The sequence below is a fragment of the Shewanella sp. N2AIL genome (genome assembly GCF_022690845.1).
Classification (GTDB): Bacteria; Pseudomonadota; Gammaproteobacteria; order Enterobacterales; family Shewanellaceae; genus Shewanella; species Shewanella baltica.
Map to the genome: position 1 here is coordinate 77,421 of NZ_JALBYT010000018.1, position 18,098 is coordinate 95,518.

Annotated in this window: 15 protein-coding genes and 1 pseudogene; 12 read left to right on the plus strand and 4 right to left on the minus strand. The window is 46.2% G+C overall.

Annotation, left to right across the window (positions count from 1 at the left end):
• Nucleotides 1-253: 253 nt before the first annotated feature.
• On the minus strand, nt 254-1,444 hold the full coding sequence (locus MO387_RS12215; RefSeq protein WP_107947629.1) for an amino acid aminotransferase: 1,191 nt from the start codon (nt 1,442-1,444) through the stop codon (nt 254-256).
• Between the two features lie 435 nt (nt 1,445-1,879).
• Here MO387_RS12215 and aroA point away from each other — a divergent pair, with 435 nt between their 5' ends.
• The 10 genes and pseudogenes from aroA to MO387_RS12265 all read left to right on the plus strand — a co-directional run bounded on the left by aroA (nt 1,880) and on the right by MO387_RS12265 (nt 12,056).
• Entirely contained in the window at nt 1,880-3,160 is a 1,281-nt protein-coding gene (gene aroA / locus MO387_RS12220) for a 3-phosphoshikimate 1-carboxyvinyltransferase (RefSeq protein ID WP_107947627.1), read from the plus strand.
• Nucleotides 3,161-3,346: 186 nt separating this feature from the next.
• Nucleotides 3,347-4,039, plus strand: a complete 693-nt coding sequence (cmk, locus tag MO387_RS12225) for a (d)CMP kinase (RefSeq protein WP_006081720.1) — start codon at nt 3,347-3,349, stop codon at nt 4,037-4,039.
• Nucleotides 4,040-4,138: 99 nt separating this feature from the next.
• A pseudogene (gene rpsA / locus MO387_RS12230) lies at nt 4,139-5,809 on the plus strand (30S ribosomal protein S1); the annotation flags it as partial.
• Between the two features lie 73 nt (nt 5,810-5,882).
• Nucleotides 5,883-6,170: an integration host factor subunit beta gene (ihfB, locus tag MO387_RS12235; protein WP_006081718.1), complete on the plus strand. Its 288-nt coding sequence runs from the start codon at nt 5,883-5,885 to the stop codon at nt 6,168-6,170.
• Nucleotides 6,171-6,292: 122 nt separating this feature from the next.
• A complete protein-coding gene (locus MO387_RS12240) occupies nt 6,293-6,568 on the plus strand; it encodes a lipopolysaccharide assembly protein LapA domain-containing protein (protein WP_006081717.1) in 276 nt (91 codons plus the stop codon).
• Between the two features lies 1 nt (nt 6,569).
• Nucleotides 6,570-7,730: a lipopolysaccharide assembly protein LapB gene (gene lapB, locus MO387_RS12245; RefSeq protein WP_006081716.1), complete on the plus strand. Its 1,161-nt coding sequence runs from the start codon at nt 6,570-6,572 to the stop codon at nt 7,728-7,730.
• A gap of 43 nt (nt 7,731-7,773) precedes the next feature.
• Entirely contained in the window at nt 7,774-8,469 is a 696-nt protein-coding gene (gene pyrF, locus MO387_RS12250) for an orotidine-5'-phosphate decarboxylase (protein WP_011846776.1), read from the plus strand.
• 173 nt (nt 8,470-8,642) lie between these two features.
• Complete coding sequence (locus MO387_RS12255) at nt 8,643-9,464, plus strand: SDR family oxidoreductase (RefSeq protein WP_107947624.1); 822 nt, start codon at nt 8,643-8,645, stop codon at nt 9,462-9,464.
• 70 nt (nt 9,465-9,534) lie between these two features.
• The gene (locus MO387_RS12260; RefSeq protein ID WP_107947622.1) at nt 9,535-10,077 is read left to right on the plus strand and encodes a DUF2058 domain-containing protein; all 543 of its coding nucleotides are present in this window, start codon (nt 9,535-9,537) and stop codon (nt 10,075-10,077) included.
• Nucleotides 10,078-10,298: 221 nt separating this feature from the next.
• Nucleotides 10,299-12,056, plus strand: coding sequence for an acyl-CoA dehydrogenase family protein (locus MO387_RS12265; RefSeq protein ID WP_107947620.1), 1,758 nt, complete (start codon nt 10,299-10,301; stop codon nt 12,054-12,056).
• A 119-nt stretch (nt 12,057-12,175) separates the two neighbouring features.
• Here the strand turns inward: MO387_RS12265 and dacB are convergent, their stop codons facing one another.
• Both dacB and MO387_RS12275 read right to left on the minus strand, forming a co-directional pair.
• Nucleotides 12,176-13,672 (minus strand): D-alanyl-D-alanine carboxypeptidase/D-alanyl-D-alanine-endopeptidase, encoded by a 1,497-nt coding sequence (gene dacB, locus MO387_RS12270; RefSeq protein ID WP_107947618.1) that lies wholly within the window; start codon nt 13,670-13,672, stop codon nt 12,176-12,178.
• A 67-nt stretch (nt 13,673-13,739) separates the two neighbouring features.
• Nucleotides 13,740-13,916, minus strand: a complete 177-nt coding sequence (locus tag MO387_RS12275; RefSeq protein WP_006086754.1) for a hypothetical protein — start codon at nt 13,914-13,916, stop codon at nt 13,740-13,742.
• 475 nt (nt 13,917-14,391) lie between these two features.
• On the opposite strand from MO387_RS12275, the gene MO387_RS12280 reads away from it, so the two are divergent.
• Together MO387_RS12280 and pssA are read left to right on the plus strand one after the other, a co-directional pair.
• Nucleotides 14,392-14,724 (plus strand): DUF1904 domain-containing protein, encoded by a 333-nt coding sequence (locus MO387_RS12280; RefSeq protein WP_006081709.1) that lies wholly within the window; start codon nt 14,392-14,394, stop codon nt 14,722-14,724.
• 11 nt (nt 14,725-14,735) lie between these two features.
• Nucleotides 14,736-16,049 carry a CDP-diacylglycerol--serine O-phosphatidyltransferase gene (pssA, locus tag MO387_RS12285; RefSeq protein ID WP_107947616.1) on the plus strand — a complete coding sequence of 438 codons (1,314 nt, stop codon included), beginning with the start codon at nt 14,736-14,738 and terminating at the stop codon, nt 16,047-16,049.
• Nucleotides 16,050-16,260: 211 nt separating this feature from the next.
• On the opposite strand, the gene emrD is transcribed toward pssA, so the two are convergent.
• Nucleotides 16,261-17,493 (minus strand): multidrug efflux MFS transporter EmrD, encoded by a 1,233-nt coding sequence (gene emrD, locus MO387_RS12290; protein ID WP_107947614.1) that lies wholly within the window; start codon nt 17,491-17,493, stop codon nt 16,261-16,263.
• Nucleotides 17,494-18,098 lie beyond the last annotated feature (605 nt).

Below are 18,098 nucleotides of genomic sequence, written 5' to 3' on the forward strand. Positions count from 1 at the left end.
TTTATTGCATTAAACGACTGTTTTTTTTAAACGCGAGAAAGTAGTTTTTACCATTGAAAATAAAAGCTTGAACAGTGAGATTTGGCGTTGCTTGATAAGGTTTTGGGGATTTAGAACCGAAGGGAAGGTTTGTTAGCTCTGATGCAGTGGCATGATTGCAAAGCTTTAAGCTTGTAAGGGGTAAATAAACTCTGCTGCATCCTGAATTGTAGCAATACAGCAGAGTGAACTGTGCAGATAAACTCAGTCGTGCTTAAAGCACTTTGGCGATCGATTGGGCTAAGTAATCGACGTTATCTTCACTGATCCCAGCAATACTGATGCGGCTTGAACCCACCATATAAATGCTGAATTCTTTTTGCAGGCGCGCCACTTGCTCTGGATTCACCCCGAGGAAGGAGAACATGCCTTTTTGGCGGGCGATAAAGCTAAACTCACGGTCTACGCCATTGGCTTTAAGTTTATCCACTAAAATGGCGCGGTTGCCGTTAATGCGATCGCGCATTACTTTCAGTTCATCTAGCCATTCTTGGGTCAATTCTGCCGATCCTAAAATCGTTTCAACAATCGCGGCGCCGTGGGCAGGCGGCATAGAGTAGAGGCAGCGAACCACATAAAGCAGCACAGATTGCGCGACATTGGCGGTATTGGCATCTTTGGCAATCACAGAACACGAACCGATACGCTCACGGTACAAACCGAAGTTTTTCGAGCATGAGCTGCAAAGGATCATATTATCGACCGCTGCCGCCATTTTGCGCACGCCGTAGGCATCAATATCAACGCCATCACCAAAGCCTTGGTATGCCATGTCAATCAGTGGGGTAAAGCCTTGCTCTTTTGTCAGGGCAACCACTTTATCCCATTGTTCTGTAGTTAAATCCATTCCGCTCGGGTTATGGCAACAGGCGTGGAATAACACCACATCATCAGGACTCACCTGCGATAGGGCAGCAAGCATCTCATCAAATTTCAATGATTTGCTATCGTAGTCATAATACGGATAGGTTTTAACGGTAATGCCAGCCGCTTCGAACAAACCGATGTGGTTAGCCCAAGTTGGGTCGCTTACCCATAACACCGCATTCGGGTTGCAGCGTTTGATAAAGTCGCCGGCCACGCGCAGTGCGCCAGTACCACCGGGTGTAGAAACGGTACGGATACGATTGGCGAGAATAGCACTGTGATTTGCACCAAAGGCTAATTCTGTCATTAAAGTGTTGAATTGTGGCGAGCCGGTTGGACCGATATACACTTTGGTGGTTTCGGTATCGAGACGGAATTTCTCGGCTTTTTTCACGCAGCTAAGGATCGGGGTCACGCCTGTAGGGTCTTTATAAACGCCCACACCTAAATCAACTTTTTGTGGGTGGGTGTCTTCGCGGTACTGAGTCAACAAGCCAAGGATGGGATCTGCTGGCATTGCGATGAGTGAGTTAAACATAGCTCCATCTACCTTTCTGGTTATAGTGCAAACGTGATTGTTTGTATCAGATATGCGTTATTTATCGTTTGGGGCTTAGAATAGCGCGGAAAGGTAAAGTATTTAAAGTGAAAACTGTGATTACACGCCAGTTATCTTGGCAAAAAAGCCTGCCAAAAATACGGTTAAATCATAAATTAACCGCTTAAATTTTGCGTTTTTGTTATTTTTACACTGAACTCAGTAAATAATCTGACCAAAATGCCATTTTTCTCGAAAAAACGGTTGAATCCTTAGCGACAATCGGTAATTTTATAACGACGAAGCACCAACAAGGCCCCAATCTCCTTTTATTTGTAATCTTAACTTGACGCTGTGTAGCGTGAAGTTGCCATTTTGCGTATTCAGTCCGCGTGATCGTGATGATGACGCCCTATAGAGAAAGAAGATTTATTCATGAAGCAATTACGTCTTGAACCTGTTGTGCAAGTCCGCGGTGAGATCAATATTCCGGGCTCAAAAAGTATTTCAAATCGTGCCTTATTATTGGCCACCTTAGCCCAAGGCACGACCACGCTCACCAATCTGCTCGACTCAGATGATATTCGCCACATGCTGGCCTCCCTCAAGCAGTTAGGGGTGAACTACCGTTTATCGCAAAACAATACTGTGTGTGAACTTGATGGCTTAGGCGGCGTGATTTCCTCTGATTCTGCGCAGGAATTGTTTTTAGGCAATGCGGGCACAGCAATGCGCCCCTTGTGCGCCGCCTTAACTCTTGGCCAAGGCGAATTTACCCTCACGGGCGAACCGCGTATGGAAGAGCGCCCGATTGGCGACTTAGTCGATGCCTTAAGGCAACTCGGTGCCAATGTCGTTTATCTTAAAAGTGACGGTTTCCCGCCGCTGACGATTAATGCGACGGGTCTTAATGGCGGCGATGTTGAGATTGCGGGTGACTTATCAAGCCAATTTTTAACCGCCCTATTGATGGTGGCGCCGCTTGCAAAGGGCAGCGTGAATATCCATGTCAAAGGCGAGTTAGTTTCTAAGCCGTATATTGATATTACACTGGCCCTGATGGCTCACTTTGGCGTAACTGTCATCAACCATGACTATGCCCGTTTTGAGATTGTTGCAGGCCAGCGTTATGTATCACCGGGTAAAGTGCTGGTCGAAGGTGATGCGTCATCGGCATCGTATTTCCTCGCCGCAGGGGCGATTAAGGGCGGTGAAGTCAAAGTCACCGGTGTGGGCCGTTTAAGTATTCAAGGCGATGTAAAATTTGCCGATGTGCTTGAAAAAATGGGCGCAGATATCGAGTGGGGCGATGACTATATTATCGCGCGAGGATCTCAATTAACGGCCGTTGATTTAGACATGAACCACATTCCCGATGCGGCCATGACCATCGCAACCGCAGCCTTATTTGCTAAAGGCACGACGGTTATTCGCAATATCTATAACTGGCGTATTAAAGAGACCGACCGCTTAGCGGCCATGGCGACGGAATTACGTAAAGTCGGCGCCGAGGTTGAAGAGGGCAACGATTACATTAAAATCACCCCGCCTGTGGTAATTAATACCGCAGAAATCGATACCTACAATGATCACCGTATGGCCATGTGTTTTTCTATGCTGGCATTTGCCGATTGCGGTATTACCATCAATGATCCTGATTGCACTTCTAAAACATTCCCAGACTACTTTAAGCAGTTTGCGAGTCTGCAAGGCTAAGCCAATCTGCTTCGTCATTGTTACAACTTTCGATGTCAAGAATAGTCAGCCGTATTTGCGCGGCTGCTAATCTTCATAAAAAATCCACGGATTTTGTTTGTCTTTTGTTGTACAATGCTGCGCGCTCATTTTCGGGGGCTCACTTGATGAACTCACGGATGATGGTTATTTTTTGCGGAGGAATGTATGTCTGAACGGGCTCCTGTAGTCACAATCGACGGCCCAAGTGGTGCTGGCAAAGGTACAATTAGTCAATTATTGGCTCAGCATCTAGGTTGGCAACTACTTGATAGTGGTGCTATTTACCGAGTTCTTGCGCTCGCAGCAATTCATCATAACGTTGAACTGGAAAATGAAGAATCGATCACGCTGTTAGCGGCACATCTCGATGTGAAGTTTTTAACAGGCAATGATACCGATCCGGTTCAAGTGATATTGGAAGGTGAAGACGTCACCACCGACATTCGCACTCAAGAGTGCTCAAATGCCGCTTCAAAAGTCGCCGCGTTTCCACGGGTGAGAGAAGCGTTATTACGTCGTCAACGGGCCTTTAAAACGGCGCCAGGATTAATTGCCGATGGTCGCGACATGGGAACTGTGGTTTTCCCAAGTGCGCCGGCAAAATTATATTTAACCGCCTCAGCTGAAGAGCGTGCCCAAAGACGCTATAATCAGTTGCAGGACAAGGGCTTCGATGTTAATATCGAGCGCCTTTTAAGTGAAATTATCGAACGTGATGACCGCGATATGAATCGTCCGGTGGCTCCTTTAGTCCCCGCCGAGGACGCGCTCATTATCGATACAAGCGGAAAGGGTATTGATGAAGTGTTAGCGCTTGCGCTTAACTTTATCAACCAAAAATTATCCGACACTAACTAAGTTAGCCCACCGGATAGGTATTCGTATTAAGGATGATACGGATAATTTGACTGACTCCACGTCTAGGACGGACAGTGGTTTAATAAAGAAAGTAACCTAAACATGACTGAATCTTTTGCTGATCTATTTGAACAATCCCTTCAAACTCTGGAATTCCGTCCAGGTTCTATCGTTCGTGGTACTGTTGTATCAATCAAAAACGGTATGGTACTGGTTGACGCGGGTCTGAAGTCTGAAAGCCCAATCCCAGCTGAACAATTCAAAAACGCTCAAGGTGTTTTAGAAATCGCTGTTGGTGATGAAGTTGACGTAGCTCTTGACTCTGTTGAAGACGGCTTCGGTGAGACTCAACTGTCTCGCGAAAAAGCGAAACGTCATGAAGCTTGGATCGTTCTGGAAAAAGCTTATGAAGATGCTGAAACTGTAATCGGTATCATCAATGGTAAAGTTAAAGGCGGTTTCACTGTTGAATTAAACGGTATCCGTGCCTTCTTACCAGGTTCTCTAGTTGACGTGCGCCCAGTTCGCGACACCGCTCACTTAGAGTACAAAGAATTAGAATTCAAAGTTATCAAGCTAGACCAGAAGCGTAACAACGTTGTTGTTTCTCGTCGTGCAGTTATCGAATCAGAAAGCAGCGCTGAGCGTGATGCACTGTTAGAAAACCTGCAAGAAGGTCAAGCAGTTAAGGGTATCGTTAAGAACCTGACTGACTACGGTGCATTCGTAGATTTAGGTGGTGTTGACGGTCTGCTACATATCACAGATATGGCGTGGAAACGTGTTAAACATCCATCAGAAATCGTCAATGTTGGCGATGAAATCAACGTTAAAGTACTGAAGTACGATCGTGAGCGCACTCGTGTGTCTCTAGGTCTGAAACAACTTGGCGAAGATCCATGGTTAGAAATCAGCAAACGCTACCCAGAAAACACACGTTTAACTGGTCGCGTTACTAACCTAACTGACTACGGTTGCTTCGTAGAAATCGAAGAAGGCGTTGAAGGTCTGGTTCACGTTTCTGAAATGGATTGGACTAACAAGAACATTCACCCATCTAAAGTTGTTAACTTAGGTGATGAAGTTGAAGTTCTGGTTCTGGACATCGATGAAGAGCGTCGTCGTATTTCTCTTGGTCTGAAACAATGTAAGACCAATCCATGGGATGACTTCGCAACTCGTTACAACAAAGGCGACAAGGTTTCTGGTAAGATCAAGTCAATCACTGACTTCGGTATCTTTATCGGTCTTGACGGCGGTATCGATGGTCTAGTTCACCTGTCTGACATTTCTTGGAACGGTACTGGCGAAGACGCAGTTTCTGAATACAAGAAAGGCGATGAAATCCATGCAGTGGTTCTGTCTGTAGATCCAGAGCGTGAGCGCATCAGCTTAGGTGTTAAGCAAACTGAAGATGATCCATTCAACGCATACTTGGCTGACAAGAAGAAAGGTACTATCGTAAACGGTACTGTTTCTGCTGTTGATGCTAAAGGTGTAACTGTTGAACTGGCTGACACTGTTGAAGGTTACATCCGTGTAGCTGACATTTCACGTGAGCGTATCGAAGATGCATCTACTGTCTATAATGTAGGTGATGCAATCGAAGCTAAGTTCATGGGTGTTGACCGTAAGAACCGCTCTATCAGCCTGTCAATCAAAGCGAAAGACGAAGCTGAAGAGAAAGAAGTAATGGCGACTCTGAACAAACAAGATGACGCTGTTATTAGCAATGCAATGGCTGAAGCGTTTAAAGCAGCTCGTAAATAATCGCCTGTTGTTTGGGGAGACTTCTCTCCCCATTAGGCGACTGTGTTTGGCTTGATAATAGGGGATAGCTAGGATGACGAAATCTGAACTTATCGAAAAACTCGCCACCAGGCAGTCGCAGCTGTCGGCGAAAGAGGTTGAAGGCGCAATCAAAGAAATGTTGGAGCAAATGGCAACAACATTAGAAAGCGGTGATCGTATTGAGATCCGTGGCTTTGGTAGTTTCTCGCTTCACTATCGTGCACCGCGGACTGGCCGTAATCCAAAGACTGGTTCATCAGTCGATTTGGAAGGTAAATACGTCCCGCACTTTAAGCCAGGCAAAGAACTGCGCGAGCGTGTTGACGCCGTTAATGTGTGATTGACCGCATAGTAAAAAGCCTCCGTTAGGAGGCTTTTTTGTATCTATTGCAAGGCAATGCTGGTCAGCTCAGTGAATTTCTTGGATAATCATTAAATTGAAACGCGTTTAGGGAGTGCAGCGTGAAATCATTTGTAGCAACTGTGCTAGTGGCACTGTTATTTATTCTGGCGTTGATTTTTGGCGCGCGTAACGAACAAGTGGTGACCATCAGCTATTTTGTCGCACAGGGTGAATATCGTTTACCTGTTGTGCTAGCGATCGTCTTTTTTGCTGGTTTCATCTTGAGCTGGTTAGTTGCAAGCTATTATATCGTGCGCTTGAAATTGAGCTTAGCGACAACGAGAAAGAAACTAAACCAAGTGATGGCTAAAGCCCCTCAGGATGTAGACGCCTAATATGCTTGAGATACTCTTTCTGTTGCTTCCCATTGCTGCCGCCTACGGTTGGTATATGGGGCGACGGAGCATAAGGCAGAATCAAAGCAATCAACGTAAACAATTGAGCCGGGACTACTTTACTGGCCTCAATTTCTTACTGTCGAACGAATCGGATAAAGCCGTTGATTTGTTTATCAGTATGCTAGATGTTGACGATGAAACCATAGATACCCATCTGTCACTCGGTTCGCTGTTTCGTAAGCGAGGCGAGGTCGACCGCTCCATCCGTATCCATCAGAATTTAATTGCCCGTCCAAACCTAGCCAATGAGCAGCGCGACATCGCTATGATGGAGCTGGGTAAAGATTATCTGGCCGCGGGTTTTTACGACAGGGCCGAAGAAATCTTTATCAACTTGGTTAGCCAAGATGATCACAGCGAAGAATCTGAAACTCAGCTGATTGCTATCTATCAAGTGATTAAAGAGTGGCAAAAAGCCATTGATATCACTAAGCGTCTAAGTCGTAAACGTCAGCAAGTCTTAAAGCCGTTAACGGCGCATTTCTATTGCCAGTTAGCCGATGAAGCCAGCGACGATGCACAGAAGATTAAACTGCTGCAACAGGCGCTGAAGCAAGATCCCCAATGCGGCCGAGCGTTATTGACCTTAGCGAAAAAATTCCTCGATATTCAAGATTATGCCCAGTGCAAGCAAATGCTGCTGCAACTGAAAAAAGCCGATATCGAGCTTTTTGCCGATGCAATCCCCACGGCCAAACAAGTTTATCGCGACACACAAGACAAAGAAGGCTTCCAAGAGTTACTGGCGGGCGCCATGGCCGATGGCGCGGGTGCTTCTGTGGTTGTCGCCTTAGCGCAGCACATGATAAGTCTGGATGAGATTAAAGCGGCAGAGACCATGGTGCTCGATGCCCTATATCGCCATCCGACCATGAAAGGTTTTCAGCACTTGATGCAAATGCATTTGCGTCAAGCAGAGGAAGGGCAAGCCAAGCAAAGTTTAACTATGCTAGAGCAGCTCGTTGAGCAACAAATTAAATTCCGTCCAAGCTACCGTTGTAAAGAGTGTGGTTTCCCTTCCCATGCACTTTACTGGCATTGTCCTTCCTGTAAAAACTGGGGCAGTATCAAGCGGATCAGAGGCTTAGACGGCGAGTAAATAAGATAATATCTATAGTTAGTGTAACTCTGTTGGAGAGATGATGACGACTAAACCTATCCTCGTAGCGCTTGATTACGATAACAAAAACCACGCTTTACAACTGATAGAAAAACTCGATCCCAACATGTGCCGCCTTAAAGTCGGCAAAGAAATGTTTACCCTGTTTGGCCCGCAACTGGTGAAAGATATCCATGATCGTGGCTTTGATTTGTTCCTCGATTTGAAATTTCACGATATTCCCAATACTGTCGCCAAAGCCGTGGCCGCTGCCGCAGAGCTGGGTGTATGGATGACGAACGTGCATGCCAGTGGTGGTTTAGCCATGATGGAAGCGGCCAAAAAGGCCTTGCTGCCATACGGCGACAAAGCGCCTATGCTAATCGCTGTGACGGTATTAACCTCCATGAGTGATGATGATCTTAAATTACTCGGCATCAATGTGCCTGCATTTGAGCATGTGCAGCGTTTAGCTAAACTGACGCAGCAAGCAGGACTCGACGGCGTGGTGTGTTCAGCCCAAGAAGCAACAGCGTTAAAATCACTGTTAGGTCAGGATTTCAAACTCGTGACGCCGGGGATCCGCCCAGTTGGTAGTGATGCTGGCGATCAACACCGGGTGATGACGCCGCCTCAAGCGATTGCAGCGGGTTCAGATTACCTAGTGATTGGCCGTCCAATCACCAAAGCCGCCGATCCGTTAGCGGCATTGCAAGCGATTCACCAATCATTGGCATAGACGTTTCAATAGCCGTCTCAATCGCGGTTTGATCGTTGTTTAAAAAAAAAGCTTGGAATCGCTCGTTGGTATCCTTGATATGATTAATAAAAATTGAAATAGTATCTTGAATGGCAACATAAAATAATTAATCACACCCTGAGTGCATATCTCACAGTTCACGGAGAACGCCCATGTTTAATGCTACGATGTTTAACTATCAAGGTAAGAATGTTGTCGTTGTCGGTGGCACCAGTGGGATAAATCTCGCCATTGCAATTGCGTTCGCGCAGGCTGGCGCCAATGTCGCAGTCGCGAGTCGCAGCCAAGATAAAGTTGATGCCGCGGTATTGCAGTTGCAGCAGGCCAATCCTGATGGTATTCATTTAGGTGTGAGTTTTGATGTGCGCGATCTTAGCGCCCTTGAAGTCGGTTTTGATAAAATCGCTTCTGAGTTTGGTTTTATCGATGTGCTAGTCAGCGGCGCGGCGGGGAATTTCCCCGCCAGCGCCGCAAAGCTTTCGGCCAATGGTTTTAAGTCGGTGATGGACATTGATTTGCTCGGCAGTTTTCAAGTGCTAAAGCAGGCTTATCCTTTGCTACGTCGCCCCAATGGCAATATTATTCAGATTTCGGCGCCGCAGGCTTCGATTGCTATGCCCATGCAAGTACATGTGTGTGCCGCTAAAGCGGGCGTGGATATGCTGACGCGAACCTTAGCGTTAGAGTGGGGCTGTGAGGGGCTGAGAATTAATTCGATTATGCCAGGCCCCATAGCAAACACTGAAGGCTTTAATCGCCTTGCACCCAGCGCCGCATTACAGCAGAAGGTTGCCCAATCCGTTCCATTAAAACGCAACGGCGCAGGTCAGGATATCGCCAATGCAGCGTTATTCTTAGGCTCCGAATTGGCGTCTTATATTACGGGAGTTGTGCTGCCAGTTGATGGAGGTTGGTCACTTGGCGGCGCCAGTATTGCGATGACAGAGCTTGGCGAATTGGCCGCAAAAATGTAGTTTGGTTTTAGATGTTTGATATTCAAAATCGAGAACTTTGATTTTATATAGATTAAGTAGGTAATGATCCATGGCTAATGCATTACAAGAGCAGCTACTCAAAGCAGGGCTTGCCAGTAAACAAAAGGTTCGCGACGTTAAGACCCAAAAACGCCGTGACAAAAAATCCCGAATTGATGATGGCTCCAGTGCTTTTAAGCAAGAAGTGGCCGAGCAAAAACGGCTGCAGGCGGAAAAAGATAAAGCGCTAAATGAGCAACGTTTTGCAGAGGCATCAGAGCGTGGGCAGGTGCGTGGTTTAATCACTGAGTTCACTAAGTCTGCGATTAAGATCCCAACTTATGCCGAAGTGAAGTTTAACTATACCCTTGATAATAAAATCTATTCTTTATACATAGATGAAAAACTACAGGCAGAATTGCTCAAAGGGCAGTTAGGCATAGTGCGCTACGAAGATAAGAGTTACTTAGTACCACATAAGTTAGCCGAGCGAGTGAAACTGCTGGTGCCGCAGTGGTGTGGTTATCTGTGGCAACAGGATGAATCTAAAGCTGTGGTGGTTGAAGATGATCCCTATGCTGATTATGCGATCCCAGATGATTTAATGTGGTAATAAGCACAAGCCTGTGAGCTAACGCTGCGACAATCCTGTGGTAAAGCTTATAAAATAGAGACCCTTAAGTTCAAGCTTAAGGGTTTTTTTATGGGTTGAATTTATACTTTGCTCACGTACCTCCATATTATTCGCGGCTGTATTTGTAATGAGATTGTTTTCTACAGTGAACTGGTATAAATTAAAACAACTGTTTTAATCCTACGTTTAAGAGTCTACCAATGAACCCTTATCAAGCCCCGTTAACGGATATGCGTTTCCTACTGGAACAGGTATTTGATGCCCCAAACACTTGGGCACAATTGCCTGAGATTGCTGAAATGGTCGATATCGACACGGCCAATGCCATTCTTGAAGAAGCAGCCAAGATCAGCAGTGAGTTGATCCATCCGCTGAACCGGACGGGCGATGAGCAGGGCGTGTTACATCAAGATAATCAAGTGATTACTCCTGATGGCTACAAAGCCGTTTATGAACAGTATTCGCAGGGCGGTTGGATTGGCTTGTGTGGCGATCCTGAGTTTGGTGGCATGGGCATGCCAAAGATGCTGGGGATCTTAGTCGACGAAATGGCTTACAGTGCCTGTAATGCGTTTACGCTTTATGGCTCGTTAACTGCGGGTGCAGCTTTATGTATCAATGCCCACGGCAGTGAAGATTTAAAGCAAGCTTATTTGCCTAAGTTATATTCCGGCGAATGGGCGGGTGCTATGGATATGACAGAGCCGCAAGCGGGTTCTGATCTGCGTAATATTCGTACTCGAGCTTTACCGCAGGATGATGGTAGTTATGCCATCACGGGCAGCAAGATTTTTATCACGGGTGGCGATCACGATTTAACTGAAAACGTCATCCACTTAGTGCTTGCCAAGCTACCGGATAGCAAAGGGATTTCACTCTTCCTAGTGCCTAAAATATCGGTAAATACCGATGGCAGCTTAGCGAATGCGAATGGCGTATCTGTGGGTTCTATCGAGCACAAGATGGGCCTTAAAGGTTCAGCAACGTGTGTGATGAACTTTGATAATGCTCAAGGTTTCTTGATTGGTGAACCCAATCGCGGTCTCGTGTGCATGTTCACTATGATGAACTACGAGCGTTTAGCGATTGGTATTCAAGGGCTGGGCAGTGCTCAGGCGGCGTATCAGATGGCAGCCGATTATGCTAAAGAGCGTAATCAAGGCGTAGCCGCTGGCGGCTCGCCGACGGGCAGTGAATCTGATCCTATTATCGTCCACGGCGATGTGCGCCGTATGTTGTTGACCATTCGAGCGATGACAGAAGCGGGCCGTGCTTTGTCTGTGTTTACTGGACAACAGCTAGATTTGGCCAAATATGCCCAAGATGAAGTTAAAGCCAAAGCAGCGCGTTATGTGGGTTTATTAACGCCGGTCGCTAAAGCCTTTTTAACCGATCGCGGTCTTGATGCGACGATCATGGCGCAGCAAGTTTTTGGTGGACATGGTTATATTCGTGAAACGGGTATTGAGCAATTAGTCCGTGACACCCGTATCGCACAGATTTATGAAGGCACCAATGGCATTCAAGCCATCGATTTCCTCGGCCGTAAAGTCACGGGCGATAATCTTGCTGCATTAAATGAATTTGTCGCTGACTTGAAAGCACAAATGCGTGCATTTACTCACGTTGATGCGGTGAAAGTGGCGGCAGTATGTGCACGTTTAGATGCATTAGTCATAGTCGCTGAGTCGATCAATGAGCACAAAGTCGCTCAACCTGCGCTTATCAATGCCTGCGCGGTCGACTTCTTAGATGCCTTTGGTTACACCCTGTATGGTTTCTACTGGTTGGCTATGGTCGATAAAGTCGCTGATCATGAAGATAAAGCGTTCGCCGAGCAGAAAGCCTATTTAGCTAAGTTCTATTTTGATAAGTTACTGCCTAAAGCGGATTACCATATCGCTCAAGTCAGAACCGGTGATGCGACCACTATGGCGATGCCTGCAGAGTTGTTTTAACAAGGCTGTGATGGATTCGTTTAAATAAAAACGAAATAAAAACGAGAAAAGCACTGATGACTCAGTGCTTTTTTGTTTTATATCATGCTATTTCTACTTGGCAGTATTTAATCTTGGACCTAGTGAGCTGCGGTACTAAGCGCTGCTGTGGTGGGGGATGGCACTTGCAGCACTGAAATCAATTGCTTGAGAAACTCGGCATTAAACGATGGTTTATGCTGATGTTTAAGCTCGGGACTCATGCCATTCTCAAGCACCACAAACAGGGTGTCACTGTGCTCAGGCAAACGGATAAACCCCGCTAAGTTAGACACGCCTTGCATCGAGCCTGTTTTAGCAAAAATTTGCTGTTTCAGCGGCGGCTTGTTGTAACCCATGCGATACCTTAAGGTGCCGCTTATTCCTGCTTGCGGCAGACTGGTTATTAACGGGCTAAAGCGGCTGTCCTTATGGATGAGTGCCAATACCGCCGCTAACTGCTGGGCATTGAGCAAGTTATAGCGTGACAGCCCTGAACCATCGACAATGTTAGCGTTACTCAGATCGACGCCTAACTCCGTTAAAATCCGCTGCATGGCTGCCGCGCCATTAGTAAAGCTACCTTGGGCATTGAAATAACTTTTGCCAAGCTGTTTAAACAGGCTATCAGCAATCAAATTATCCGACTTGAGCAGCATAGTATCGAGCAATTCAGGCAGAGGCGCCGAGCTATGGCTGGCAATCAGTTTCGCCTTTTTGGGCAAGCTAGTGCCGAGCTTAACTTTACCCGCCAGTGACATCTCGCCTTTGAGCAGCGAGATGAGGTTATCTTGGGCAAATTTGAACGGATCGCTGACTGCAATTGCCAGTCCAATCGCTTCACCGCCCGGATAACAACCACGCAGATGATAGTTGTTTTGGCCTAGTCGCACCAAATCGAGCTGGCAAAATTCACGACTCGCCTTGGGATCAAATACCGCATCGCTGCTGACTTTTACCCCATAACTCCCCGTGCGCAGGCTCACCTGCGATGGTTTATTGGCCGTGCTGGGGTTGAACTGACCATAGACGCAGTTCTGATTGATAATGTAACTCGACACAGGCGCGGCAAAACAAATGCCTAAGTCATCCCAAACCCAACCAGGGGCTTGCATTTGCTCTTGTTTATCGCCGAGCAAATACAGATGTCCATCAATGCGATTAATGCCTTGTTTCACGAGACTGGCAAAAATGGCCTTGAGATCGGCTTGAGTGAACGTCGGATCGCCACTAAAACGTAAATAAGCGCTGCCGGCGATATGGCCCTTGCGTATTGGTGCGTTCGTCCATAATTCAGTGACATAACGAAAATCAGGCCCAAGCTGAGCCATGGCGCTCACAGCGGTGAGTAGCTTTTGCGTGCTGGCGGGAATAAACAGCGTCTCGGCCTGTTGGCTAAAGATCACTTGATTGCTCGACATGTCCATCGCCAGCAGTGCAATTTGCGAGTGCCGAGGGCTGATTTTGCTGACCGCTTGGCTGAGCGAAGTGGTTTGGGTCTCTATCGCTCCAGCGTCGATTTGCTCAGCGCGGGCGATATTGTGGCTCGTCGCTAGGAGTAGGCTGGCATACAGAGTGGTTTTCAGTAACGTTTCCATGTTAGCGATTGGCCATTTTTATTAAGAACATCATGGGCCTGCAGGTTAAGTTCGATACAATGTGGGGCTAATCCTCACTGCTGCCGTCATCCTTTTCCATCAAGCGATATAAACGTAGGGTAACAAACAATACCAGTCCGATAAACAGTGGCAGGATCAGTAATCCCAACTGAGCTTTAAAATGGAAAATACCCCAAGCAAACAGCAGTGTCAGCGCTAACGTCAGCAGAATTTTTTTGTTCATGGTCTTCGTCTTTTATCGTGTTGGTTTAATCGCAAATAGGCGTTTTAGTTTACGCTAAATCACTGGGTTCGGGGTAAACGAAATAGGTTTGAAGATTATTTTGTGATTTGGCCGACATTTTAGCGGATCTTCAGTAAAACCTGCGATGGTTGGTATGGGCTCGTCGCGTTAAACATCACTTAATTCAGGAACTGTCCGATTAATATAGAACCGTTAATATTCACACTTTTACATTGCCCTTAACATGATATGTGTGCCGAAAAAACAGCCCTTAAATGTGGTTGTAATCCTAGCCTAAAAGATGTGATTTTTAGCTAAATAGTGGCGCTACGGCGGGATTACATCGCGTGAGGTCAAATTACCAGCAAAACCGCGAGGTTTAAGGAGGCTTTTGGGAGAAAAGTCTTGCCGAGACGAGGTGAAGTCGGTAATTTCTACCCCTTACGATTTTAGGTTCTTAGGTAACAACTAAACCATGCCACATATTAGTATGCGCGGCTTACCACAAGCGGTCGTTGCAGCGTTCAGCCAAACATTACTGCAGTCATTGGCGGATATATGTAAAGGTAATGCAGAGAGTTTCACGTTAGATTGGATCCCAAGCATCAGTTTTCGAAATGGAAAAATTGATCAACGCTTCGTCCAAGTTGAGTTACTCTGGTTCCCTAAGGACCCTGATATCCATCTTAAAGTAGAACAAACGATCAGGCAGGCAGTGACAGAGGCCTATCCAGAGTTAACACATATTGCTGTGATGTTTTTATCATTGAACCCCAGTGCTTCCTATCGGGGTGGTCAGCATGATTAAAGGAGGATGCCTTGCTAGATAAGCTTGGTGGAATAGCCGTTCAACCCGAGGCTTTAACGTGGTTGCTCACGCCATGCCGTTTCAAGGCAGAATTACTCGCTCGTATCGCGAGCGCCAAGCACAGTATTTATATTGCGGCGCTGTATTTAGAAGATGACGAAGCTGGCCGTGAAGTATTACAAGCGTTGATGGATGCCAAAGCGGCAAATCCAGCGCTTGATGTCAAAGTATTAGTGGACTTTCACCGCGCAAGACGCGGCTTGATTGGCCATAAAGGCGATAGCGGTAACTATTTGATGTACCGCAGAGTGATGGCTGAAGCCGAACATCCCATCGATATCTTAGGTGTCCCCGTTAAGTCCCGTGAATTTATGGGCGTACTGCATCTTAAGGGCTTTATTATCGATGATGCGGTGATCTATAGCGGTGCCAGTCTCAATAATATCTATTTACAACAAAATGATAAGTACCGTTTCGACCGTTATCACTTGATTGAGTCGGCCGAATTAGCCCGCAGTATGCGCGCGATGATCCAGAAAAACATCATTGCTGATCCTGCAGTGTGTTCGTTAACCCAAGACGCTGAACAAGAAGTACTGCCGCCTAAGACGGACATGCGCAGCTTTAAGCTGAGATTGTCTGACGCTGAATATCAGTTTAAGGAAACCCGTGATGGCAATCGCATCACGCCGTTACTTGGGCTAGGCCGCAAGAAAAACTTGCTCAATAAAGTGGTTGTCGCCTTGGTGGAAGAGTCAAAAGACTCGCTGTTTATCTGCACGCCCTATTTTAATCCGCCGTATATTTTAGTGCGCGCCTTAGCTAAGCATTTACGCAATGGCAAACGCATCGACATCGTTGTGGGCGACAAGACGGCTAACGATTTTTATATTCCGCCTGAGCAGGATTTCTCCACCATAGGTGCCTTGCCCTATATGTATGAGCAATCATTGCGTAAGTTTGCTAAACGCCAACAGTGGGCGATTGATAATGGACAGCTGAATATCCACCTGTGGAAACACGGCATCAACAGTTATCACCTCAAGGGTATCAGTGCCGACGGCAATAAGCATTTGATCACAGGCTCTAACCTGAATCCAAGAGCTTGGGCGCTGGATCTTGAGAATGGTTTGTTGATCCAAGATCAAATTGGCTGCTGGAAAGCCCAGTTTGAAGCCGAGCAGACGCATATTCTTGAGCATACGCAGCGGTTATATCACTACAGCCAAGTGGATACCTTGCAGAGTTATCCTGCGCCAGTGAAGAAGATCATGACCCGAATTCGTCGCCTTAAAGCCGACTTTTTACTGCGCCGTATTCTGTAACGCTGGGTTCTATAACACAACGAATTTGCCAACATTTCTGTTTAAGTACAGTTTGTTACCGATTAAAAAAGCCCACATCAATGTGGGCTTTTTTGCTAAATTGCGACAATAGATGTTGCTTAAGCTAAGAATGCTATGACTTCAATTTTTCGGCATTAAATCTATGGTTCTAAATCTATGGTTTTAAATCTAGGATCTTAAATTTAGGGTATTAAATCTGTGGCATCAAATTGTGGTGAGTGTCATTTTGATCTCTGGCGTAATACAAAGACAAAATCACTAACACCACCATGACAGCGCTTAATAAACCTATGCTCAACTGGCCGCCCATAGGCACTAAAGACATAGTCAATGCGGCAAGTCCGGCACCAAAATTTTGTAATCCTCCCAGTAATGCCCCCGCAATTCCTGCTTGACGTGGAAATGGCTCTAAAGCCGCCGAGGTCAGGGTAGGGAACAGCATACCGGCGCCACTGAAGAATAAAATCGATCCAACCAGTAAACTCCAACCGACGACTAAATTGAAAAGCCCCGGGATCAACATGAATAAGGCGCCAGCACCGAGCAGCGCAACACCTTGATAAATAACTCTTCGTGGCTTATTTTGTCGACCTGCAATCAGCGCGCCCAATAAATAGCCTGGAATAGGCGCCACAAAATAACAACTGACCATGAAGGGCGTCAGTCCAAGATATTGGCCATAGAGAACGCCGGCAATGGCTTCAAACGCCGCAATACCCGCAAAGGTCGCGATCAAAGAAAACAAGTAAGCTCGAAATGCTCTATGGCGCAGGACATGCCGATAGGATGCGATAACGGCTTGATGTTCCCGCTGCGCCTTAGGTAATGACTCTTTAAAGGCGAATATCAATAACAGCCAGACCACGGCACCGAATCCTGCTAACACCCAGTACACGGCTTGCCAGCCAAAATAAGCTGCACTGGCGCTACCGATAAATGGTGCCAGTAAAGGTAAAAACACTACGGCCATTGATACATAGCTATTAAATTTCACCAGTCGGTCGCCAAAGTAATGATCGCGGGGAATACTTCGGCACAATGCGCCCGCGCTGGCTGTGCCTAGTCCTTGAATAAGGCTCGCGACAATCAGTTGGTTAAAGCTTGTGGCGTTAGCCGCAAACACTGCACCTATAATAAAAATTGCGATACCCACGACGAGTGGCATTTTACGGCCAACGCGGTCTGACACTGGGCCATATACAAATTGAAAAATTCCGTAGGAGAGTAAGTAACAAGCCATCACTGCTTGTAGCTGACTAGCGTCTACATTGAGCCCGAGTGCAATTTGCGGAAGGGCAGGCACAAAAATCGTCTGCGCCATTTGGCCGCAGGCGACCATAAAGACAATCATTAACAGTAAACTAGACTGACTCGCCGCTGGAGCGATATCGTGATGAATAGGAGAGTGTGGCATGCCTGACATGATAGTTCCGAAAAAGGTCACTTAAGGTATTTGCGCGCATCTTACTCCCTAAAAGCGTAACTTCAAGTATCAATCATATTGATTTAACGAAATAAATTTTAATGCGATGCATAAGTTTTTCTCTTCATTTTTAGCTGTAAAGCTAAACTTACGTAGGGTTATTCATCTGTTAACTAGGTCGAGTAATTGCAAATGAATTAATACTCAGATTAACCCCGCACTGCCTATTTTCTTACATGGGAGTTTGCTTAAAAATAGTGGCTATTAAGAGATTGGAGGTAAGCAAGTGGATAAGATGCCTAATACAAGCCACCCTAAAAAAATCATGCTAAAAATATAGATAAGGAACAAATAAAAAAGGAGATAGCGAATCGGCTTATCTCCTTTAATAGTCGCGACTAGCAAGATGCTATTTTTGTAGTTTTTCTATGCCCGTTAAAATCTGATACCCCACTGTCACCCGTGGCGGAACGGGATAATTTTTATTGTCATCCCAAAACCACCGCCTCTGGCGGTGGTGATTGTTCCTTGAGGCTATAGCCTGAATTACGCCCATGCTAAAAGAGACTTCTTATTCACCACAAGTAAGAGGAGACGAAAAGCAT